Source organism: Flavobacterium silvaticum, assembly GCF_012911565.1.
Classification (GTDB): domain Bacteria; phylum Bacteroidota; class Bacteroidia; order Flavobacteriales; family Flavobacteriaceae; genus Flavobacterium; species Flavobacterium silvaticum.
The window spans coordinates 482155-504328 of sequence record NZ_JAAMPU010000108.1; the positions used below are offsets into that span (position 1 = coordinate 482155).

Sequence of the window (22174 nt, forward strand, 5' to 3'; positions counted from 1 at the left end):
AATCATGAGAAAAATAATTGTATTGTCGATGATTTCGCTCGATGGCGTATTGCAGGCTCCGGGCGGTCCGAAAGAAGACGAGTCAAACGGATTCCAATATGGTGGTTGGACGGCACCGTTCGGCGATGAGGAATTCAACAAAGCCATGATGGAAGAATTAAAACCCGCCGATTACCTTTTAGGCAGGAAAACATTCGAAATCTGGGAAAACTACTGGCCCGAACATTCTGATTTCTGGCCCGGAATCAATGAAGGCAACAAATATGTTTTTTCATCGACGCGTAAAACTTCCGATTGGAAGAATTCAAATTTTATTGATGCTGTTTCATCGATTGAAAAACTAAAGACCGAACCGGGCCGAGACATACAGGTTTGGGGCAGCAGCGAACTCATCCATTTATTGCTCGAACACAAACTCGTCGACGAAATCCGGCTCAAGATATATCCCATAATTCTCGGAAAAGGCAAAAAGTTGTTTGACGACAATTCCAATCCTTCCGCATTCGACCTCACGCAAAGCACTGTCACGACAAAAGGTGTAATTTTGGCCAATTACAAACGGGCGGGAAACATCAATACTGGAGATGTAACCGTATAGCCGCAAATCAGGAAAAACTTTAATGAATAAACTTTTACTCTTTGTGCCGATGCTGATCACGTCGGCACTTTTTGCGCAAACCGATACCCTTTCCAAACAGCAATTGCGCGAAGTCGTGATTTCCGGTTTCCACATAAGCGACAGCCTGATGAAAGCTCCGGCGGCCATCGGAACCATTTCGAAAGCAGATTTGCAGGCGAACAACCAAACGGAAATTGCGACGGCCATGAACCGAATCGCCGGCGTCCAGATGCAATCGGGAAGTTTCAATACCAATCGTATCACCATTCGCGGAATAGGCGCACGGACACCTTACGGAACCAACAAGATCCGCGGCTTTTACGGCAACATTCCATTGACATCCGGCGACAGCGAAACGACTATCGAAGACATTGACGTAGAGAACATCTCAGGTGTCGAAGTCATCAAAGGGCCATTATCGAGCGTTTACGGAGCCGGTTTGGGCGGAGCGATCCTGATTCGGCCGATGCTCCAGGCTGCGCCGGGAAATTCCGTTCGCCTTTCAACAACCGGCGGGTCTTTCGGGACCTATAAAAATTCGATGGCTTACGGGTTCGATTCTGAAAAAGCATCGGTCAACATTTCGTATCACCGGCTTGAAAGCGACGGCTGGCGCGAGAATTCTTCTTATAAACGGGAAGGCGTTACGTTGGCAGGGGAATTATTCCGAAGACAAAATGCAAAGTTGACGTACTTTGGAAATTTCACCAAAATGAAATCCTATATCCCAAGTTCGGTCGACAAAAACACTTTGGATAACAACCCCAAAGCAGCCGCAGCGACGTGGAAAGCGGCAAAAGGTTATGAAGCTTACGATTCTTACTTGGCGGGATTGGCGTATGATTTCAAGATTGGAAACGTCAGCAATTCAACTTCTGCTTTCTTCAACCACAAACAAAGCGACGAACCGCGGCCGTTCGATATTTTGCTTCAAAACACAAACGGATATGGCGCACACACACAATTTTCAGGTTCTTTATTCAATCAGCCAAAAATCCGTTTTTTAGCCGGAGCGGAATTTTTCAAAGATGGGTTCGGATCACGCAATCTGGAAAACCTGTATCAGCAAAACAACGGGAACGGAAGCCTTCGCGGAGACAAAATCGCCGAAGCTTCGCAACAACGACAAATCGTAAACGTGTTTGCCCAATTGCGGTATCAGCCGATGAAAAAACTTGAAATCCAGGCCGGCCTGAACCTCAACAAAACCAAATTTGAACTGGAGAATCTGTTTCCTTCTGAGGAAAGATCGGATCAGTCTTATGAGTACGATGCCATTTGGTCGCCGAATATTTCCGTTTTGTTTACGCCGACCGATTTCTCAACACTGTACGCATCGGTCAGTCGCGGATTTTCGATGCCGGCCATAGAAGAAACGCTCAATGCAGACGGAACCATAAATCCGGACATCAAACCGGAAAGCGGCTACAATGTTGAAGTTGGGTCGCGCATACAGGCCTTTGGCCGGAAACTGTTTGTTGAAATCGCGCTGTATCAAATGAACATCAAAAATCTTTTGGTGGCGCAACGCGTGGGCGATGACCAATATGTCGGCGTCAATGCAGGCGAAAGCATCCACAAAGGCATCGAATGGTCTGTGGAATATGTGTGGAGGTTGACTTCGCGCAGTTCGTTACATCCCTTCGTCAACGGAAATTTTGGCGAATACAGGTTCAAGGAATTCTTCGACCGCGGAAATGACAGAAGCGGGAACAGATTGCCCGGCGTTCCATCGTTCAAAACCAATGCAGGTTTACGATGGGATTTGCGCAGATTCTATGTTTCGGGTGAATTTCAATATGTGGATAAGATGCTGCTTGACGATGCGAATTCCGCTTACAACAGATCCTTTCAAACCATAAATGCAAAAGCAGGTTACAATTGGGCATTGAATGAAAAAGCTTCGATCCAGCTTTATGCAGGTGCAAACAATATTACCGACAAAAATTACGCAGGAATGATTCTACCCAATGCCACGACACCCCCAACCGGCTCACCGCGTTCCTTTTACCCCGCAAATCCAATCAGTTTCTACGGCGGATTTACGTTCAACGGATTATTTTAGTGCCCGGAATCTTACAATGTTGAAAAAAATTGATGTAACGAACCCACGGCCCCGCAACCTAAATTTGTTCCCGTCGAAACGATGACGAATCCAGGCGAAAGCCCATCGAAATATTTTCACTAACAAATGGAAACTGTGGATCAGGCTGGCGTTTTGCCGGCCTTTTTCTATTTTAGTCGTGTGAACCTCGTTTATGAAATAGAACACAGCACGGCACACAGGCCTATACGCGATCGGATTGCGAATTCTGTGCTTGCGGACGAGGCTTTATTCCCGCAACTTTTCTTTTGTGCACTCGACACCAAAAGCGATTTCCATTTCAAGGCGTGCTGGATCATGGAATTGGTGCTCAATCAGAAAATAAGCCTGATCGAACCTTATCTCGATGAATTCTGCCAGTCGCTCCCGTATTTTGAAAACGACAGTGCCTTGCGATCCATTTCAAAAATCTGCCTGTTTATTTGCGAACGCCATTTTGGGAAAAACCAAACTGTATTTGCCTCAAAGGAACAACTGCAGCATATTTCGGAAGCGTGTTTCGACTGGCTTATATCTGACGGAAAAGTTGCCATGAAAGCCTATGCCATGCGCGCCTTATTCCTGACAGGGAAAGATTTCGACTGGATTTACCCGGAACTCGGAACCATCCTTGAAAAAGATTTTCCACATCATTCCGCTGCTTACAAAGCCGCTGCGAGGGAATTGCTTAAAAAGTTGAAGCGTTGAAATCGACAATCATCCGTTCGAGCTGACGAATGTGACGTTGCGTATGGAAAACGGTAAAAGCGACGAATTCGAGCCGGGTCATCGGGCCTAATCCCGGAATTTCAAAGCCTTTGCAGATGTATGACAAATCATTCCCTTGTGTCGCAGCCTGCAATTGAGACGAAAAATCAGCGAAATACGAATGGAACCGCTCTATATCGAATGCTTTGTTTTCAGGCACGATGAATTCCGGCGCATCGAATTTATTGTCCGGATCGAGAAAAATCGAAACCAACTGCTTCACCTTTTCATTTTCAGGCTCGCGTTTCTCATCGCTGTCCGATGTAATAAGGCGAACCATTCCTCCCGTGAACATTTGTATATGGCGCACCGCTTGTCCCGGCGTCCAGCCTCCGTAAGATGGCGGCCGGTTGAACTGGTCGCGTAATGCATCGGACACTTCACGAAGCTGGATAAACGTAGGCTGGATCTGGCTGAGCAATTCGTCTCTTTTCATTCAGGTATCTATTGTTTCCCTAAGTTAGAAATTATAAACATATAAAGGTCGATACAGTGATTTTTCGCGACATTTTTCATCCAAAAGAGTGATGTGTCAAAACCTTGTGACAAAATTGTGGTGACAAAATATTTTGTCACAACAATTTTGTCAGTGTCCTGATTTAATATCTTGCCGTCACTATGAAAAACCAGATTCCTGCTCCAACCCTTGCTTATCGCATCTTTACGAACCTGACGTTTTGGGTATTCATTGCGATAGTTTGCGGGGCAGCGCTCGGCCATCTCGACCCAAAAACGGGAATGAAGATGGAAATCATCGGCAAGTATTTCGTAGACCTGATCAAAATTTTCATCGGGCCGATTATTTTCCTGACAATCGTTTTGGGGATCAGCGGGATAGGCGATTTGAAAAAAGTCGGGCGCATCGGTTTGAAGGCACTTATTTATTTTGAGGTAGTAATCACCTTCGCCCTTGGTATTGGTGTTGCGGCAGCGTTGATCATAAAACCCGGCCACATCGATAAATCGGGGCTCGCTATTGGAGATGCATCTGAATTCGCCAAAAAAGGGGAAGATTTCAGCTGGCTGCAGTTTTTCCTGAACAATATTACACTCCAGGTTTTGATCACGGCCATCATTATCGGGATACTGCTCAATTATTCTTCACGAAGGCAACAGGCCGTGGATGTCTTGTATGTAGTTTCGAAATACGTCTTCAGGGCGCTTAAATTCGTCATGTACCTGGCTCCTTTGGGTGCTTTTGGAGGCATGGCTTTTACGGTTGGTAAATTCGGATTGGAAACACTTTTACCGTTGGGCAAATTGATGCTGACGATGTATGTCACTATGGCGATTTTCCTGTTCATTGTTTTAGGAGCGATCATGCGTTATTATAAAATGAGCCTGTGGAAATTCCTCGGATACATCAAAGCGGAATTGCTTATCGTGCTCGGGACCTCGTCGTCCGAAGCCGCATTGCCGAACCTGATGGAAAAGCTCGAAAAAATGGGTTGCTCCAAAAGTGTCGTGGGGCTTGTTGTCCCGACCGGTTATTCATTCAATCTTGATGGCACATCGATTTACCTGTCGATGGCCGTGATTTTCCTGGCCCAATTGTATAACGTGCAGCTGAGTTGGGGCGAAATCATAACCATCATTGGTTTACTGATGCTGACATCGAAAGGTGCGGCAGGCGTCACGGGAAGCGGGTTTATCGTATTGGCATCCACACTGACCGCAATCCATAAAATTCCCATCGAAGGCCTGGCGTTCCTGTTAGGCGTGGATAAATTCATGAGTGAAGCCAGGGCCATTACGAATTTCATCGGGAACGGTGTGGCGACGATCGTCATTTCAAAAAACGAAGGCGAATTCATCCATCCGGAAACCGACGGCATGGAAATCATGTAATATTTGACAAAATAAAGAAACCTTTCTGGCAACGTTGTTGGCAAGCGGCCTGCAACTAAAATCCAATCATTATGAAAAAGTTTCTTTTGATACTTGTCTTTGCTACGGCAACAACTTTTGGACAAGTTTCCGTCAATGTAAACATTTCTGCTCCGTTTTGGGCGCCTCCTACTCCTGTCGGTGTCCAATATTATTATCTGCCGGACATCAATACCTATTATGACATTGGCACGACCGAATATATTTATGTCAATCGCGGCAACTGGATCCGGTCACGAAATTTACCGGTCGTGTATCGCAATTACGATTTCCGGCGCGGACGTACCCTCATCATCAACGATTACCACGGACATTCTCCTTACAAAGTCCACAGAGTAAAATACAAAAAGGCCCATCCGCACAAAGGCCATGGAAGGCATTGATTTCAGGCGCAATCGAACAGGTTGCGGTTTTTTATTTTCAGGCGTACCGAAGTTTTTCTTCCTCAAGATCTATCCGATGCAAATGCTGGCGTATCATGTCTTCGTCCAAAAGCACTTCTTGCTTATTCTTATCCAGCAGCCATTTTCGTTGTTCGGCCAATATGGCCCGATAGACTTTGAGGCATTCCGGATTGAGTAAGGCATCGTCTTCAGAAGCCGCCGCTTCCCATTTGATAGCCATTTGTTTTATGATTGGTTGGCGTTTGAGTTCATCGGCATAATGCGATTGTACGTAAGACAGACTGTATTTGGAAAGCTGTTGGTTCAGCAGTTTTTCTTCCTCTTCTTTTGTCGCGGTATGATCGGGATCCGGAACGTGCAATTTCCCGATTATCCACGGAAGCGTCAATCCCTGCGTGACCAAAGTGAGCAGGATTACCACAAAAGTTATAAAAAGGATTAGGTTTCGGTGCGGAAAAACCTCACCGTTTTCGAGTGTTATCGGAATGGAAAGCGCCGCCGCCAATGACACCACGCCCCGCATTCCGGCCCAACCTAAAATAAAAGGCCCCCGGATTCCGGGACTATTCCTATCAGCCACTTCTATATAATTACGGGCCACAAGCGTAACACCAACGGCACACATAAATGAGAATATCCTACTCACGATTAAAAGTCCGGTCACAATCAATCCGTAAACAATCGCGGAATTCAGGCTTACCCCTTCGTTTTCCAGGCCTGTGCGAATCTCAGGCAATTCGAGACCTATCAGCATAAATACAAAACCATTCATTAAAAATGCGAGACTTTCCCAAACGTTGAATCCGCGTAATCGCGAGGTACTGTTCATGAATTTGTGCCGATTGTTCGACAATAACAATCCGCCACTGACAACAGCCAGAACACCGGAGCTTCCGACTTCTTCTGCAGCTATATATATAAGGTAAGGCGTGACGAGGCTCAGGACCGTATCGATGTTGGCATCGGTAGGTAAATATTTATGCATTTTCATAAATACAAATCCAATCAATAACCCGACGCCTATTCCTCCGATGACCATCCACGAAAAATTTAATGCCGCCTTATACCAGATGAACTGACCTGTGGCGACGGCGACCAATGCAAACCGGAAAACGATAAGCGAAGAGGCGTCATTGAGCAGGCTTTCACCTTCAAGGATAGATGACATGCGCTTGGGAACCTTGACGAATTTCATGATGGCACCGGCACTGACGGCATCAGGCGGCGAGACGATTCCGCCAAGCAAAAACCCAAGTGCCAACGAAAATCCGGGAATGATATAATTTGAAATAAGCGCTACCGAAAAAGCCGTAAAAAAAACAACGACAAAAGCGAAACTGCTTATGATGCGACGCCAGCGCCAGAGTTCCTTCCACGAAATGGACCACGCGGCTTCGTATAGCAATGGCGGCAGGAAAATGATAAAAATGAGTTCGGGATCGAGCGTCATCTTAGGTATACCCGGAATAAAACTCACCCCAAGCCCGGCAAGTACCAAAACCACGGGATAGGCTACGTTGACCTTTCGGGCAATCATAATGAGAAACACAATCCCAATGGCGAGTATCAGGAAAAAAGGAAAATTATGCAGCATCGATAGTGTTTTGGAAGGTTTTTAAAAATACGATTTTTCCGAAAAAATAAAATATCCGGAATCAGTTCGTTGATCCATTTCTTTCAAATCCCATTGACAAAATTTCTTTGACAAGTTAAATTGTCAAAAACCAAATTGTCAAAACAAATTTCGTTTTACTAACTTTAAACCTATGCCTTTACTCGATTACAGCAATTTTTGGGATAAGATCATCTCGCGTCCCAGATACAAAAAATCATATCACAACCTTCGCAAATCGTATTTGACGCGAATACGGATTGCGGTTTCCTTATTTTATTTTGGAATGGGGTTTACATTCGCTTCGTGGGCCAGCCGGATTCCGGACATCAAGCAAATCATGGGGTTGGACGAATCCGGACTCGGGCTTATACTTTTTGCCATTCCGGTTGGGCAATTGGTCGCTTTGCCATTTTCAGGTAAAAGCGTCACTAAAATCGGAAGCGACAAAATGCTGCCTGTAACTTTATTCACTTATGGAATCTCCCTTTTATTCCTGGGGCTGGCACAACATCCGTGGCAATTGGCGCTGGCACTTTTCTTTTTCGGGCTTTCGGGGAATTTCTGCAACATTGCCGTGAACACCCAGGGCGTGTATGCCGAAGGTCTTTTTTCAAAACCCATAATGGGCTCGTTTCATGGCTCATGGAGTCTTGCCGGCTTTTTCGGTGCCTTGTGCGGAATGATTTCAAACGTTTTTAAATGGACGCCCGGTTTTCATTTTGCAATAGTTCTCGGCATACTGACCCTACTGATCCTGACCAATAAAAAATTCCTCGTCAAAGTCAAAAAGCCCAAACCTACCGAACCCCAACCTGCATTCTGGAGTGGTGTAAGCAGCCTGTTGATATGGCTCGGTGTCATTGCCTTATGTTGCCGGACGAGCGAAGGAATCATGTATGATTGGAGCGGTGTTTACTTTCGTGAGATCATTGGCGAAAAAGGGGCGCTTGCCACGTTAGGTTATACGGCTTTTATGATTACCATGACCACCGGACGGTTTTTAAGCGATTGGCTTGTACTTCGTTTTGGACGGCGACCCATACTGATTGTCAGCGGAATTGCAGTATCCATTGGGTTGATGTGCGCCGTAATATTTCCGTATATTGTTCCATCGACCTTATCGTTTATGTTCGTCGGACTTGGCGTTTCCACCATTTTCCCGATCATTTTCAGCATCGCCGGCAGCCGGCCGGATGTTCCTGCCAGTCTTGCACTGACTATCGTTACAAGTGTCAGTTTCCTCGGATTTTTGACAGGCCCGCCACTTATTGGACTTATAGCCCAGCATTCAAGCTTGCGTATCTCGTTTGCGTTTGTGGCATTGTTCGGGATTTTAATCGCGCTGATTGTGAAGAATGTCAAATCGATCCGCTAGTAATAAAAAACGCAACCACTTTACAGCAATTGCGTTTTATAAGTACCCAGAACTGGACTCGAACCAGCACACCCGAAGGCGCTACGACCTGAACGTAGTGCGTCTACCAATTTCGCCACCTGGGCATTCAGGACGGCAAAAATATGGAAAAAGATGGAAGATGAAAGACGAATGACAAAAGATTTTGCATTGAACCATTTTTGTAATATGTTGGAAAAAATATCATATGAAAATTTAATCCGTCATTCATCAACAAATGCCGATTAAAACCTTAACATTTATTACATAAAAAATGTATCTGTATTTTTTCAGGATTTTATAGGGAAACCCATTAGCCCCTCCCCAGCAGCAAGATAGTCTTTGTCCAAATATGACCGGTACATAAAATTACTTCGTACAATTCGCTTTGCTCGGGTCTGCCTGAAAAGTTAAAATATCAAACTGCTTCAAGAAACATTCTTCCAAATTCAGCGTACCGGATTTCATATCCGACACATGACTTCCTTATCTTTGCCACATGAATTTTTTCTCCTCCAATTTCAAACTTGGCATCCTTGGCGGCGGGCAACTCGGTAAGATGTTGCTTTCTGAAACCCGCAAATTCGACATCCAGACCTATGTGCTCGATCCGGCTGACGATGCCCCAGGTGCTTTGGCCTGCAACAAGTTTTTCCAGGGCAGTCTCATGGACTTTGAAACCGTTTATAACTTTGGAAAAAAGGTCGACGTGCTTACGTTCGAGATTGAACTTGTAAATGTCCAGGCTTTGGAACAGCTCGAATCTGAAGGCATAAAAGTATATCCGTCTTCCAAAACGCTGAAGCAAATCCAGAATAAAGGGTTCCAGAAAGATTTTTACAGCAGACACAACATCCCGACCGCGCCATACAAGCGTTTTACGGGAATCAGCGAATTGATCTCGACACTGCGCTCTGGCCAGATGACATACCCTTTTGTGTGGAAAAGTGCTGAATTCGGATATGACGGAAACGGCGTAAAGGTCGTTCGTACCATAGACGATCTGGAAAACCTGCCCGAAACCGAGTGCATAGCCGAAGAAATGATCCCGTTCAAAAACGAACTTGCCGTAATCGTTGCACGTTCTGTTTCGGGCGAAATGAAAACCTATCCGGTCGTAGAGATGGAATTCCATCCCGAAGCCAACCAGGTGGAATATGTAATTTGTCCGGCACGCATCGATGCAGCCGTTGCAGAAAAAGCACGCAGCATCGCCATCGAAGTATCCAAAAAATTCGACCACGTAGGATTGCTTGCCGTTGAAATGTTCCAGACAAACGATGACGAAATCCTTGTGAATGAAGTCGCACCACGTCCGCACAATTCAGGTCATTATTCCATCGAAGCCAGTTACACCTCCCAATTCGAAAACCATCTTAGGGCAATACTGGATTTACCGCTCGGAAAAACCGGAAGCAAGGTCGCCGGAGTCATGGTGAATTTGGTTGGGGCCGAAGGTTTTTCAGGAAATGTCAAATATGAAAACATTGAAAAAATACTCGAAATTCCCGGAGTAACTCCACATATTTACGGCAAGAAACAAACGCGGCCGTTCCGCAAAATGGGACATGTGACCATTGTGAATGAAGATATGTATGAAGCCCGTAACATTGCAGAACAAGTTAAGAATACCATCAAAGTAATTAGTCAATAATTCGAAAATCGGATAATTTGGAAATTTGAAAATGACATACACATCATGGAAATTTCCAAATTTTCAAATTTTCAAATTTTCAAATTAAACATATGAAAGTCGCCATAATCATGGGCTCAGCCTCCGATCTTCCGGTCATGCAGGACGCCATTGACATCTTAAAAGAGTTCGGGATTGAGACCGAAGTAGATATTGTTTCAGCTCACCGCACGCCTGAAAAGCTGTTCAATTTCAGCCAGAATGCACACACGCGCGGAATTTCGGTAGTAATTGCCGGAGCTGGCGGAGCGGCACATTTACCCGGAATGGTCGCATCCATGTCTCCGCTTCCTGTAATTGGCGTTCCGGTGAAATCGAGCAATTCGATAGATGGCTGGGACAGCGTTTTGTCTATTCTGCAGATGCCGGGCGGCGTTCCGGTTGCGACAGTTGCTTTGAACGGCGCTAAAAATGCGGGAATTCTTGCGGCCCAGATCATCGGAAGTTCGAATGCAGCGGTTTTGCAAAAAATAGTCGATTATAAAAAATCTTTAAAAGAAGCGGTACTTAAAGCTTCTGAAAATGTAAAGAAGTAAGTTCGGATCCGTGGCCTAGCCCTGATGCGAGCGGTTAGCCTGTTGAAAGGGTGGCGCTGGTTGAGTTCGCAAACCAGAGCGACCAACGGAAGCTACTGGTTTGCGTTGCGAAACCCGCCAGCATGAGGCAGCTAATAGCGGGCAGCAGGTTCCCGGCTCCCATCATTGTTAATTATTAATTGTTAATTCAAATGAACATTCTTACCACAAAATTTACCACATCCCACGATACCGCACCCTTTTCACAAATAAAAACCGAAGATTTCCTGCCTGCATTCCTCGAAGGCATCGAAAAAGCACGCAAAGAAATTGACGCAATCATCTCGAATCCGGGCGCACCGACATTTGAAAACACTATTGAAGCGTTGTCGTTCAGCGGAGATACATTGGATCGGGTTTCAAATATCTTCTTTAACCTGCATTCCGCCGAAACGAATGACGAGATCCAGAAAATCGCCCAGGAAGTTTCGCCTTTGCTGAGTGAATTCGGGAACGATGTCCGGCTCAACGAGAGATTGTTTGCCCGCGTGAAATTTGTTTACGACAACAAATCGAACCTCGAATTATCTGCCGAACAAGCGACTTTGCTCGACAGGAAATACAAAAGCTTTTCACGAAACGGCGCAAATCTGCCTGATGATAAAAAGGAAAAACTCCGTGCCATAGACATGGAACTTTCTAAATTGAGCCTCGAATTTGGAGAAAATGTGCTGCACGAAACGCATGCATACCAACTTCACATCACGGACAAAAACAATCTTTCCGGATTGCCGGAAGGAACAATCGAGGCAGCCGCCGAACTGGCCAAATCACACGAAAAAGAAGGCTGGATATTCACGCTTGATTATCCGAGCTCGATACCGTTTTTGACTTACGCCGATAACCGGGAATTGAGAAAAGAGCTTTCGATCGCGTCCGGCAAAAAAGCGTTCCAGGGCAACGAACACGATAATCAGGAAATTGTTCTGCAACTCGCAAAGCTGCGTTTTGAACGGGCGAAATTATTGGGTTATGCATCCCACGCCCATTTTGTTCTGGAAGAACGTATGGCCGAAAGTCCGGATAAAGTAAAATCGTTCCTGTCCGAATTACTCGAAAAAGCACGTCCGGCCGCTGAACGAGAATTCAAGCAATTGTCAAATTTCGCAAAGGAAAAAGATGGAATCGACGAGCTTCAGAAATGGGACGGCGCTTATTATTCCGAAAAATTGAAACAGCAATTGTTCGATCTCGACGATGAAAAACTAAAGCCGTATTTCAAACTAGAAAATGTTTTGAACGGCGCATTCACGATTGCCGGAAAATTGTTCGGGCTTACGTTTGAGCAGGTTTTTGATATCGATACCTATCATTCAGATGTCACTACTTACGAAGTCAAAGACCTGAACGGAAATTTTGTCGCTGTTTTCTACGCCGATTTCTTCCCGAGAAAAGGCAAACGCAACGGTGCCTGGATGACATCGTACAAATCCCAATATATCGTTGGCCAAAACAACGAGCGTCCGCATATTTCCATCGTCTGTAATTTCACCAAACCCACGGCGACGAAACCATCGTTGCTCACTTTTAATGAGGTGACGACCTTATTCCATGAATTCGGACACGCACTTCACGGAATGTTGGCTAACACAACGTATCCGGATTTGTCGGGAACCAGCGTTTACTGGGATTTTGTGGAACTGCCGAGCCAGATTTTCGAGAACTGGTGTTATGAGCCTGAAGCGTTGGCCTTGTTTGCGCATCATTATGAAACCGGTGAATTGATCCCACAGGAATACATCCAGAAGATTAAGGACAGTGCAAGTTTCCAGGAAGGTATGGCTACCTTGCGCCAATTGAGTTTCGGGTTACTCGACATGGGCTGGCACGGTCAGGATCCGACTGGAATTACAAATTTGAAAGCCTTCGAAAACGAACAATTCGCCACGACCAAATTGTATCCGGATGTAGCCGAAAATGCCATGAGTACCTCATTCTCCCATATTTTCCAAGGCGGGTATTCATCTGGCTATTACAGCTACAAATGGGCGGAAGTGCTCGATGCCGATGCGTTCGAATACTTTCAGGAACTCGGGATTTTCAATGAGGAAGTCGCCCGGAAATTCAAAGAAAATATTCTATCCAAAGGCGGAACCGAACATCCGATGGAATTATACAAACGATTCCGCGGCAAAGAACCCAAAGTAGACGCACTTCTCAAACGTGCGGGATTGATTTAATTATAATCCAATTGATTTTCTTCAGTTGGTAAAATTATCTTTCAATATTTTTTGAAAGTTTAAAAACATTGCATACATTTGGACTATGGAATTGAAACCGGCACGAAAAAAGTTTATCCAAACCTGGGGCGCCTTAGGGTCACAATGGGGCATCAACAAAACGATGGCTCAAATACATGCGCTGTTGATGGTTTCGCATGAACCCATCAGCATGGAAGACATTATGGAAGAACTTCATATTTCACGCGGAAATGCCAGCATGAATTTACGTGCTTTGATGGATTGGGGAATTGTCTACAAGGAATACAAAGCTGGTGAAAGACGCGAGTTTTTTACTGCCGAAAAAGACCTGGACGAACTTGCCGTAAAAATATCGCGGGAACGCAGTCGCAGGGAAATCAAGCCGGCGCTCAAAGTCTTGAAAGAAGTATCTGTTGTGGAAGGTGATTCTGCCGAAGAAAAGCACTTTTCTGAACAAACCAAAAAATTGTATGATTTTGTGCTCAAAGCAGACAATGTCCTCGATCGGATCACGGAATACAAAGACAACTGGCTCACTCAATTGATGATCAAATTTATAAAGTAATTTTTTTATCCTGAAGTTTCAATATTTTCTGAAATTACAAAATACATAATCATGGACTATAATCTAATAGGTTACTTTTTGTACCTCGTCATTACAGCTTTCATCATTCTTTGGGTCGGGCACATTTGCTATAAGAACGGGAATGTATTTGTGGCCCAATTGATTCCGGGACATGAAGATTTATGCATCCGCGTCAACAAAATTTTGCTTGCCGGATATTATCTGCTTAACATAGGATACTGCCTGATAACATTGGTTCAGTGGGATACGCTCCAGACACTACCGGATTTGATTGAAACCGTCGCTTTGAAATCGGCAATGATCATCAGTATCATCTCGATACTCCACTACATCAATATTTACGTCATCACACACCACACCGATAAAATCCTTAATTCATTATAAAACCTTTTCTCATGGAAACTTCAAAAATCCTTCTCGGCTATGCCATCTATCTTCCAATCGCAATTCTTCTGACATTTTATGTGTCACGCACGTTGTTCAAAAACAGCAAGATTTATATGCTAGATATTTTTAAAGGCCGTCAGGAAATAGCCTTTGCGACGAACAATCTTTTTGAAACCGGCTTTTACCTGTTGAATGTCGGGTTTGCACTGATGATTCTTGAAATCAACCTGTACAACAACAGCAACCGCGAACTGGTCGAGGCGTTGAGTTATAAAATTGGCGGCTTCTCAATATATCTCGGGGTTATGTTATTCCTCAATCTGTATTTCTTTTTCAGGGGCAAACGCAAAGCCCGTGAAACTGGCGCATTACATAGTGGAAATTGAATGAAAAACCTTTAAAAACGGGCCATCTTTAGCGAGATGGCCTTTATTTTAGTCTGTTATGCCAAATGAGCAGTCAAGATTTAATTACATTTGCCCAACACCACCACCTATGAAACCTTCCCTTTTTTCCCAGGCACAAACCGTCTGGAAAAGCGTCATGAGCGACTTGCCGGAAGCTGCCCGCGTCGACATAAGCGTCTATAAAAAAATCCTTGAATTATTCCATGTAGGACGGTTCTATTATTACTTCATTGATTGGCGTCTACCCCAAATGGTTTTCATCAGTCCGGAAATTGAAGATATATTGGGTTTTCCTTCGTCTATGGTCGACATTCCGTTTTTGATGTCGCTGATACACGAGGACGACCATCCGACGTTCCTCAATCACGAAGCAACTGTAGTTGAATTCCTGGGCACACTTTCGCCTGAACAAAAGCTTCGGTACAAAATGAGTTATGATTACCGGATCAAAAAAGCCGATGGAACCTACATCCGCATACTGCAACAAGCCATTGCATTAAAATGTGACGACGATGGGAATTTATTGCTGACACTTGGCGTCCACACCGATATCAGCCATTTAAAAGACAGCAAAAAATCGGTTCTTTCATTTTTGGGATTGGAAGGCGAACCTTCTTACATAGATGTAAAACCCAAAGAGATTTTTGAACAAAGCGCCGAACTTTTTACGGCCCGTGAAAAAGAAATCATCGGGTATATTTTAAGAGGGAACCAAACTTCTGAAATTGCCCAGGCCCTTAATATCAGTCGCCACACGGTTGATTCGCACCGAAAGAACATTCTTAGCAAATCTGGCACTAAAAGCACTTTGGATTTGGCTATGAAGGTAATTTCAGAAGGACTTATCTAGCTTATTCTTTTATGAATTTTGCGACAGAAGTTCCATTGTCCGAAGTCGCCCGAAGCATATAAAAACCCACTTCAAGCGAATTGACATCAATAGTCTTCTGTCCGTTCAAATCGAGGACTTTTTTTCCCGAAGCGTCAAAAACCGTAATGTTTTTCAAGGTATCGGACGATTTGATTTCCAACAGATGCCGCGTCGGATTCGGAAAGACCGAAATACCGAATTGAGAAACAGGTTGCCCAACAGCAAGAGGCGCATAAACCAGCCTGTAATCTTCCAATTCCCCAAAGTCGACACCGCAAGGCTCCAGATAGCTTCCGGCAGATAGCCCTACACGAAGGCGGTAACTCCCTTCTGAAATATCTTCGGGAACCATAAAACTGCCTGATACCTGAGCAAAGGAACTCGCGTCTTCCAGCAATTCCGTTTCTTCAAAAATTGAATTCTGATTCCAATCTACCCACAATCTTCCAATCACATTGAATCCGGTATTTCCCGGCCCTGTAGTTGACCTCGCATTGAAATCGAGTTGATCGCCGGGAAGGATGTCGGCAAAAACATCCGCATAGAAATTCCCGATGCCATTTTCTGAACAACCGCTAGGGCCGTTATCTATGAGCTCAACTCCATCACGCGTAAGGATGAATCTGTTGATGTTCCAGGCCGCTTCCGAAGGATTTACGACAAGCGAACAGGTTTGCCCATTGAGATTCCCGCAACCCGGAGCTACTATTCCCGAAGAAACTCCGGAATAATTCGCAGCGGAATTGGAAGGCTTTATCCGATAGAAATAGGTCACTCCCGCAACGCCATCTACATCGTGATACACCACGGCATTCGCCTCGACACCGCCAATAGGAATAAATGGCCCCGAAGGATTTTCGGCTCTTTCAATGATAAAACCGGTTTCCACATCGGACACATCTGTCCACGAAACCAATATGGAATAATCCTCATTTGAAACGACAGGCTGTTGGGGCGCATCCTGTGCAGTTTCAGGCGCGTCAAGTGTAAAATCGTTGGCATTCGTGACCAACATGGCTCCTTCTGTCATGCGGTTGTATTGGCCTGTCGTATAGGCATAAGGCGGACACCAGCGATAATCCATGTAATTGTTGTTCTGCGGATGGAATAAATCACCATTGGCATCTGTTTCTGAACCTGTGTAAATACAGTTGGCTGCAGAAGGGCTTACGTTGAACGGATCTGATTCGGTATCGCAGATAAAATCACCGGCGTTGCCGCAGTTGGCGTTCTTTCTTGGCAAGATTTCACTGAAACTGCGCGTGACCAATTCGCGTTGCGTTATGATATTGCTATCGGAATTATTGAACGTATGCGGAAGCCCGAAATAATGACCGAATTCATGTGGCGTGGTCTTATTGTCATTAAGTTGTCCGGTAACCACCCAGACCCTGTTGTATTGCTGCCATTGCGGATTCAGGAACGAATATCCGCCGACTCCGCTTCCACCTACAAGTACAGTCTGGGCGATATATAAATTGATCGCATTCGTGGCACCGAACTGCTCGTAAAAACCGTCTTCGATTTCTTCATCCTGTGTCCCGGCATTGAAATCGCTGCTGGCTGTCTGCTCGAATTCGGTACCTGAAAAATAAAACACCACACCAATCTGGGCGAAACGTCGGTTGAGTTCTGCTAAAGCGTCATTGAGTTGGGTAAAACTGACACCATTCGAACCATCGTTGTTTGAAAACAAATGCGGCTTGATTGGAATGGAATACAGATTGTTTCCGGCCATTTCCCTTGCCTGGAACAAAGGTGCCAGATTGGAAATACGTTCGCGACGCGCCAATTCCGAAGAAAAACTTTCAGGCGACGTACCACAAGAAAACTGCGAAAACGACGCAGCCGAAAACAAGACTGAAAATAAGGATAGTAGTGACTTCATAGACTTGGAATAATTCGCAAATATGAATGATTCCATCGAATATACAAACGCACTTTTAAATTTTTACGCGACGAAAATCCCGAACGAAAATAAGGAAGCCCAATGCGAATAAATAGGTCGCTAAAAAACACAGGCAGGCAGAAAACAGGATAAACAGCTTTTGTGGAATTTCCAAGACAAATTCATCGAGTATGAGCTGGAGTAAAAACAATATGGAGAGTGAAAAGACTATGCATAAACACAAAAAAGCAATGATTCTCCTGCGCCTTAAAAAACCAATGGTCAATGCTTTTAAGCTGAGCAAACCTGCCAAACCACCCGCAATCAGCACGGTTGCCAATAATATATCTGGAAAATTCAGCATAAGGGATTGCCGGAAGATTTAGTTTTAGTTTTTCTGCAATTTCAATACTTACAGTTTAAAATACAATCCCTATTCTTAGGTATTTTTTGAAACCCAATCCAAGGCAAACCACCAAACCACGGTGATGCCTTCTACCCAAAAAGTAGTGTAATACCGGGACCTTTTTTGATTGGCCTGCAAGAGAAAGATGCAGATGAATATTCCAAAAACAATATTGACTACAATCAATTCCGGCTTTCTCATGGTCTTTAATAATTCGAGTGCGAGATTCATCGAAATCAAAACGACACCAAGAATTTTGGTATTCAGAACGCCTATTTCTTGCGGAACCGTTTTTAGATGCGGATCGTCCCATTGCATGTCTATGATCTCAAAAACGAACAACAACACAATAACCAAAATGAATCGTTGCAGGCTGCTTATGTAAAAGTCTATGGTCAGCGGAAAACCCTTGTTCAAAACAGGCAAAACAACGGTAACGCCTACCCAGCAGAGCGCCACAAAGTAAATTTTAAGCCCGGCCCAGTCGCGGGCGGTCTTTTTGTTTGGAAAAAACGGAAGCGTGTACAAAGCCGTGACCAGCAAAACGGCGACTGAAATCACTTTTGTAAGCCACTCGAGCATTAGGAAAAAACCAGAAGCGGCTATAAAACTGATAACACTGAGGGCAATAAAAACGTTCATCTTTACATCACGCACTGGCTTTCCCTGCCTCGCAATCGCATCGTATTTGACAAAATTATAACCCACGATAGTTCCAAAAAAGCCAAATCCCGAAACCGCAAAATCAAACGGAATCCCAAGCCTGATGGAACTCACCTGGATTAACGCAAAAACAGAAAGCGCCACATGGATGCTGCCTTCTATATAAAAATCTAAAATCCGCTTGAGCATAGGCGATTGCGAAGTTCATAAAAGTTGTTGATAAGGTACGGATTCGGTTGAAAAATTCACATAAAATCCATGTTAAAACACTGATTATTTTTAATAGTATTGATGTACTTTTGTCGCACGAAAAACTACACAACTTTTATCGCAATTTATGAAGACAGACGCTTTTGCCTTACGCCACATTGGACCTCGCGAACAAGACGTTACCCATATGCTCAAAACTATCGGCGTGGATTCGATGGAACAGCTTATCTACGAAACATTGCCTGATGATATAAGGCTGAAAGCAGAACTCGACCTCGAACCTGCACTCACCGAATACGAATACCTGAACCACATTCGCGCGCTCGGGAACAAGAACAAAGTCTTTACATCATACATTGGACTCGGCTATCACCCGAACATTGTTCCGGCTGCCATCCAAAGGAACATTTTTGAAAATCCGGGCTGGTACACGGCTTATACACCATATCAGGCTGAGATTGCCCAAGGCCGACTCGAAGCATTATTAAATTTCCAGACTACAGTAATTGAACTTACCGGAATGGAAATCGCCAATGCATCCTTACTTGACGAAGGTACAGCCGCCGCCGAAGCCATGTCGCTGCTTTTCGATGTGCGTTCGCGCGACCAGAAAAAGAACAACGTAAATAAATTCTTCGTTTCTGAAGAAATTTTGCCGCAAACATTAGCGATTCTTGAGACACGTGCCACTCCAATCGGGATAGAATTGGTTACCGGAAATCACGAATCGTTTGAAATGACCCCGGAATATTTTGGGGCGATGCTTCAATACCCGGGTAAATATGGGGAAGTTTTCGACTACGCCGGATTCATCTCAAAAGCCAAACAGCACGAGATAAAAGTTGCCGTAGCTGCCGACATTTTAAGCCTTGTCAAACTGACGCCTCCGGGTGAAATGGGTGCCGACGTAGTCGTCGGAACTACCCAACGTTTCGGAATCCCAATGGGTTACGGCGGGCCTCATGCCGGTTTCTTCGCTACGAAAGAAGAATACAAGAGAAGCATGCCTGGAAGAATCATTGGCGTTACCGTAGATGTCAACGGAAACCGAGCGCTTCGTATGGCTTTGCAGACACGCGAGCAACACATCAAACGCGAAAAAGCGACTTCGAACATTTGTACCGCTCAGGTTTTATTGGCCGTCATGGCAGGAATGTATGCCGTATATCACGGGCCGAAAGGTTTGGGTTATATTGCAGATAAAGTCCATGCTTCTGCCGTTACGGCTGCGAATGCACTTAATAAAATCGGGGTGTATCAGACGAATTCGAATTTCTTTGATACGATCGTGGTCAAGGCCGATACATCAAAAGTCCGTCCGATTGCGGAATCGAAAGAAATCAACTTTAATTATATCGATGCCGAAACCATCAGTATTTCATTCAACGAAACGACATCTGTCAATGATTTGAATGCAATCCTTGCTGTTTTTGCCGAAGCCGTCGGAAAATCTGCCGATAAAATAAATGCACTTTCTTCAGACATACATTATCCTAAAAACCTCGAACGCACATCGGATTTCCTCAATTACGATGTGTTCAATAAATACCATAGCGAAACGGCTTTGATGCGCTATATCAAAATGCTCGAACGCAAAGACCTGGCATTGAACCATTCGATGATTTCGCTCGGTTCGTGTACCATGAAGCTTAATGCGGCCGCTGAAATGCTTCCACTTTCCATGGCCAACTGGAACAATATTCACCCTTTTGCCCCACTCGATCAGGTTGAAGGCTATACGACCATGCTCAAAAAACTGGAGCAACAACTCAATGTCATCACCGGTTTTGCCGGTACTTCTTTGCAACCGAATTCAGGTGCTCAAGGCGAATATGCAGGCTTAATGGCGATTCGCGCGTATCATATTTCACAAGGTAACGGACATAGAAATGTGTGTCTGATTCCGGCATCGGCTCACGGAACGAACCCTGCGTCTGCGGCACTTGCCGGAATGCACATCGTAGTCACCAAAACCCTCGAAAACGGAAATATCGATGTTGAGGATTTAAGAGCAAAAGCCATCGAACACAAGGACGACTTGTCTTGCTTGATGGTTACTTATCCGTCGACTCACGGTGTATACGAAGCCACCATCATCGAAGTCACCAAACTGATCCACGAAAACGGCGGACAAGTTTACATGGACGGTGCGAATATGAACGCCCAGGTCGGATTGACGAATCCTGCTACAATCGGAGCTGACGTGTGTCACCTGAACCTGCACAAAACTTTCGCGATTCCTCACGGCGGCGGCGGCCCCGGAGTTGGCCCGATTTGCGTTGCCGGACATTTGGTTCCATTCTTACCATCGAACCCTATTATCCCGACAGCTTCCACAAATGATGTGGCCGGAATCTCATCTGCACCTTACGGATCAGCTTTGGTTTGCCTGATTTCGTATGCTTATATTACGATGCTTGGAGCTGAAGGGCTTCGTTCGTCTACCGAAAATGCCATCCTCAACGCCAACTATATCAAGGAAAGACTGGCAGGTCATTTCGATACGCTTTACACCGGTGAAATGGGCCGTGCAGCTCACGAAATGATTTTGGAATGCCGTCCGTTCAAGGAAAATGGAATCGAAGTAACCGATATTGCCAAACGCCTTATGGATTACGGTTTCCACGCTCCTACCGTTTCTTTTCCGGTAGCCGGAACACTGATGGTTGAACCGACCGAAAGCGAAAACCTCGAAGAACTCGATCGTTTTTGCGATGCGATGATTTCAATCAGAAAAGAAATCGACGAAGCATCTGCCGACAATAAGAACAACGTGCTCAAAAATGCGCCTCACACGTTGGCCATGCTGACTTCAGATGACTGGAACATGCCGTATTCGCGTGAAAAAGCGGCTTATCCGCTGGAGTATATTTCAGAGAATAAATTCTGGCCATCCGTTCGTCGTGTAGATGATGCGTATGGAGACCGGAACCTGGTTTGTTCCTGCGCACCAATCGAAGCGTATATGGAATCTTGATAATTTATCCCGGTCAATTGGCCGGGATTTTTTTATGACCGACATCAGGAACACGGACGACCTTAGAATTTTATTCGGCAATTTCTACAAGGAACTGCTTCTCGATGCTGAGATGCATCACATTTTCATAGCTATCGCCAAACTCGATATCGATAAACATCTGCCAATTATTGTTTCATTCTGGGAACAGGTAATTTTTGGCAGCGGGAATTACAAAACGAATGTGCTGGAAATTCATCGTCACCTCCACAATGCAATCCGTTTGGAGCAACATCACTTCAAAATATGGTTGGACACGCTTTTTAAGGTAATTGACCTACATTATTCGGGCGAAAATTCCGAAAAAATAAAGACGCGGGCGCTATCGATTTCGCAAGTCATGCAATTGAAACTCGATAATTTTTTAACCCAAAATTAAGAATCCGTAAATTCAGAAGTAAAAAAATCAGATATTCGTAAAAATACTATGCACGCATATATTATCCGGCTTTTGGGCGTTATTATATTTACCTTAGATGCAATTTACCAGTAATACTACCGA

General features: G+C 44.7%; 20 protein-coding genes and 1 tRNA gene. 16 read left to right on the forward strand and 5 right to left on the reverse strand.

Annotated features, from left to right (window positions below; translation table 11 throughout):
• Positions 1–4 precede the first annotated feature (4 nt).
• The 3 genes from G6047_RS16370 (at position 5) to G6047_RS16380 (ending at position 3410) form a co-directional block, all read left to right on the forward strand.
• The gene (locus G6047_RS16370) at positions 5–598 is read left to right on the forward strand and encodes a dihydrofolate reductase family protein (protein WP_169528699.1); all 594 of its coding nucleotides are present in this window, start codon (positions 5–7) and stop codon (positions 596–598) included.
• A 22-nt stretch (positions 599–620) separates the two neighbouring features.
• On the forward strand, positions 621–2684 hold the full coding sequence (locus tag G6047_RS16375; protein WP_169528700.1) for a TonB-dependent receptor: 2064 nt from the start codon (positions 621–623) through the stop codon (positions 2682–2684).
• 126 nt (positions 2685–2810) lie between these two features.
• Positions 2811–3410: a hypothetical protein gene (locus G6047_RS16380; protein WP_235946577.1), complete on the forward strand. Its 600-nt coding sequence runs from the start codon at positions 2811–2813 to the stop codon at positions 3408–3410.
• On the opposite strand, the gene G6047_RS16385 is transcribed toward G6047_RS16380, so the two are convergent.
• Positions 3391–3906, reverse strand: coding sequence for a DinB family protein (locus G6047_RS16385; RefSeq protein ID WP_169528701.1), 516 nt, complete (start codon positions 3904–3906; stop codon positions 3391–3393). The genes G6047_RS16380 and G6047_RS16385 overlap by 20 nt on opposite strands.
• A 182-nt stretch (positions 3907–4088) precedes the next feature.
• On the opposite strand from G6047_RS16385, the gene G6047_RS16390 reads away from it, so the two are divergent.
• Positions 4089–5318, forward strand: coding sequence for a cation:dicarboxylate symporter family transporter (locus tag G6047_RS16390; protein WP_169528702.1), 1230 nt, complete (start codon positions 4089–4091; stop codon positions 5316–5318).
• Between the two features lie 71 nt (positions 5319–5389).
• Positions 5390–5740 carry a hypothetical protein gene (locus tag G6047_RS16395; protein WP_169528703.1) on the forward strand — a complete coding sequence of 117 codons (351 nt, stop codon included), beginning with the start codon at positions 5390–5392 and terminating at the stop codon, positions 5738–5740.
• A 37-nt stretch (positions 5741–5777) separates the two neighbouring features.
• Here G6047_RS16395 and G6047_RS16400 read toward each other — a convergent pair whose 3' ends face one another.
• Positions 5778–7355 (reverse strand): Na+/H+ antiporter, encoded by a 1578-nt coding sequence (locus G6047_RS16400; RefSeq protein WP_169528704.1) that lies wholly within the window; start codon positions 7353–7355, stop codon positions 5778–5780.
• Between the two features lie 172 nt (positions 7356–7527).
• Here G6047_RS16400 and G6047_RS16405 point away from each other — a divergent pair, with 172 nt between their 5' ends.
• Positions 7528–8751, forward strand: coding sequence for an MFS transporter (locus G6047_RS16405; RefSeq protein ID WP_169528705.1), 1224 nt, complete (start codon positions 7528–7530; stop codon positions 8749–8751).
• A 43-nt stretch (positions 8752–8794) separates the two neighbouring features.
• On the opposite strand, the gene G6047_RS16410 is transcribed toward G6047_RS16405, so the two are convergent.
• Positions 8795–8876, reverse strand: a tRNA-Leu gene (locus tag G6047_RS16410).
• 392 nt (positions 8877–9268) lie between these two features.
• Between G6047_RS16410 and G6047_RS16415 the strand changes: the two genes are divergently transcribed.
• The 7 genes from G6047_RS16415 to G6047_RS16445 all read left to right on the forward strand — a co-directional run bounded on the left by G6047_RS16415 (position 9269) and on the right by G6047_RS16445 (position 15468).
• Complete coding sequence (locus G6047_RS16415; protein WP_169528706.1) at positions 9269–10423, forward strand: 5-(carboxyamino)imidazole ribonucleotide synthase; 1155 nt, start codon at positions 9269–9271, stop codon at positions 10421–10423.
• A gap of 92 nt (positions 10424–10515) precedes the next feature.
• Positions 10516–10998 (forward strand): 5-(carboxyamino)imidazole ribonucleotide mutase, encoded by a 483-nt coding sequence (gene purE, locus G6047_RS16420; RefSeq protein WP_169528707.1) that lies wholly within the window; start codon positions 10516–10518, stop codon positions 10996–10998.
• 191 nt (positions 10999–11189) lie between these two features.
• The gene (locus G6047_RS16425; protein WP_169528708.1) at positions 11190–13217 is read left to right on the forward strand and encodes a M3 family metallopeptidase; all 2028 of its coding nucleotides are present in this window, start codon (positions 11190–11192) and stop codon (positions 13215–13217) included.
• An 85-nt stretch (positions 13218–13302) separates the two neighbouring features.
• Entirely contained in the window at positions 13303–13803 is a 501-nt protein-coding gene (locus G6047_RS16430) for a GbsR/MarR family transcriptional regulator (protein ID WP_169528709.1), read from the forward strand.
• Between the two features lie 51 nt (positions 13804–13854).
• On the forward strand, positions 13855–14208 hold the full coding sequence (locus G6047_RS16435; RefSeq protein WP_169528710.1) for a hypothetical protein: 354 nt from the start codon (positions 13855–13857) through the stop codon (positions 14206–14208).
• 11 nt (positions 14209–14219) lie between these two features.
• On the forward strand, positions 14220–14597 hold the full coding sequence (locus tag G6047_RS16440; protein ID WP_169528711.1) for a hypothetical protein: 378 nt from the start codon (positions 14220–14222) through the stop codon (positions 14595–14597).
• 109 nt (positions 14598–14706) lie between these two features.
• Positions 14707–15468 (forward strand): LuxR C-terminal-related transcriptional regulator, encoded by a 762-nt coding sequence (locus G6047_RS16445; RefSeq protein ID WP_169528712.1) that lies wholly within the window; start codon positions 14707–14709, stop codon positions 15466–15468.
• A gap of 1 nt (position 15469) precedes the next feature.
• On the opposite strand, the gene G6047_RS16450 is transcribed toward G6047_RS16445, so the two are convergent.
• On the reverse strand, positions 15470–17377 hold the full coding sequence (locus G6047_RS16450) for a zinc-dependent metalloprotease (protein ID WP_169528713.1): 1908 nt from the start codon (positions 17375–17377) through the stop codon (positions 15470–15472).
• 191 nt (positions 17378–17568) lie between these two features.
• On the opposite strand from G6047_RS16450, the gene G6047_RS16455 reads away from it, so the two are divergent.
• Complete coding sequence (locus G6047_RS16455; protein ID WP_169528714.1) at positions 17569–17763, forward strand: hypothetical protein; 195 nt, start codon at positions 17569–17571, stop codon at positions 17761–17763.
• 53 nt (positions 17764–17816) lie between these two features.
• Here the strand turns inward: G6047_RS16455 and G6047_RS16460 are convergent, their stop codons facing one another.
• Positions 17817–18635: a UbiA prenyltransferase family protein gene (locus tag G6047_RS16460; RefSeq protein WP_211165469.1), complete on the reverse strand. Its 819-nt coding sequence runs from the start codon at positions 18633–18635 to the stop codon at positions 17817–17819.
• A 148-nt stretch (positions 18636–18783) separates the two neighbouring features.
• On the opposite strand from G6047_RS16460, the gene gcvP reads away from it, so the two are divergent.
• Together gcvP and G6047_RS16470 are read left to right on the forward strand one after the other, a co-directional pair.
• Positions 18784–21633, forward strand: coding sequence for an aminomethyl-transferring glycine dehydrogenase (gene gcvP / locus G6047_RS16465; protein WP_169528715.1), 2850 nt, complete (start codon positions 18784–18786; stop codon positions 21631–21633).
• 34 nt (positions 21634–21667) lie between these two features.
• A complete protein-coding gene (locus G6047_RS16470; protein WP_169528716.1) occupies positions 21668–22051 on the forward strand; it encodes a group III truncated hemoglobin in 384 nt (127 codons plus the stop codon).
• Positions 22052–22174 lie beyond the last annotated feature (123 nt).

Excerpts from the sequence above, each read along its gene's own strand:
- G6047_RS16370 (WP_169528699.1), top strand. The coding sequence starts at position 5 with ATGAGAAAAATAATTGTATTGTCGATGATTTCGCTCGATGGCGTATTG.
- G6047_RS16445 (WP_169528712.1), top strand. The coding sequence starts at position 14,707 with ATGAAACCTTCCCTTTTTTCCCAGGCACAAACCGTCTGGAAAAGCGTC.
- gcvP (WP_169528715.1), top strand. The coding sequence starts at position 18,784 with ATGAAGACAGACGCTTTTGCCTTACGCCACATTGGACCTCGCGAACAA.
- G6047_RS16430 (WP_169528709.1), top strand. The coding sequence starts at position 13,303 with ATGGAATTGAAACCGGCACGAAAAAAGTTTATCCAAACCTGGGGCGCC.
- G6047_RS16395 (WP_169528703.1), top strand. The coding sequence starts at position 5,390 with ATGAAAAAGTTTCTTTTGATACTTGTCTTTGCTACGGCAACAACTTTT.
- G6047_RS16425 (WP_169528708.1), top strand. The coding sequence starts at position 11,190 with ATGAACATTCTTACCACAAAATTTACCACATCCCACGATACCGCACCC.
- G6047_RS16380 (WP_235946577.1), top strand. The coding sequence starts at position 2,811 with ATGGAAACTGTGGATCAGGCTGGCGTTTTGCCGGCCTTTTTCTATTTT.
- G6047_RS16455 (WP_169528714.1), top strand. The coding sequence starts at position 17,569 with ATGAGCTGGAGTAAAAACAATATGGAGAGTGAAAAGACTATGCATAAA.
- G6047_RS16390 (WP_169528702.1), top strand. The coding sequence starts at position 4,089 with ATGAAAAACCAGATTCCTGCTCCAACCCTTGCTTATCGCATCTTTACG.
- G6047_RS16375 (WP_169528700.1), top strand. The coding sequence starts at position 621 with ATGAATAAACTTTTACTCTTTGTGCCGATGCTGATCACGTCGGCACTT.
- G6047_RS16385 (WP_169528701.1), bottom strand. The coding sequence starts at position 3,906 with ATGAAAAGAGACGAATTGCTCAGCCAGATCCAGCCTACGTTTATCCAG.
- G6047_RS16400 (WP_169528704.1), bottom strand. The coding sequence starts at position 7,355 with ATGCTGCATAATTTTCCTTTTTTCCTGATACTCGCCATTGGGATTGTG.
- G6047_RS16440 (WP_169528711.1), top strand. The coding sequence starts at position 14,220 with ATGGAAACTTCAAAAATCCTTCTCGGCTATGCCATCTATCTTCCAATC.
- G6047_RS16450 (WP_169528713.1), bottom strand. The coding sequence starts at position 17,377 with ATGAAGTCACTACTATCCTTATTTTCAGTCTTGTTTTCGGCTGCGTCG.
- G6047_RS16435 (WP_169528710.1), top strand. The coding sequence starts at position 13,855 with ATGGACTATAATCTAATAGGTTACTTTTTGTACCTCGTCATTACAGCT.
- G6047_RS16470 (WP_169528716.1), top strand. The coding sequence starts at position 21,668 with ATGACCGACATCAGGAACACGGACGACCTTAGAATTTTATTCGGCAAT.
- G6047_RS16415 (WP_169528706.1), top strand. The coding sequence starts at position 9,269 with ATGAATTTTTTCTCCTCCAATTTCAAACTTGGCATCCTTGGCGGCGGG.
- G6047_RS16460 (WP_211165469.1), bottom strand. The coding sequence starts at position 18,635 with ATGCTCAAGCGGATTTTAGATTTTTATATAGAAGGCAGCATCCATGTG.
- purE (WP_169528707.1), top strand. The coding sequence starts at position 10,516 with ATGAAAGTCGCCATAATCATGGGCTCAGCCTCCGATCTTCCGGTCATG.
- G6047_RS16405 (WP_169528705.1), top strand. The coding sequence starts at position 7,528 with ATGCCTTTACTCGATTACAGCAATTTTTGGGATAAGATCATCTCGCGT.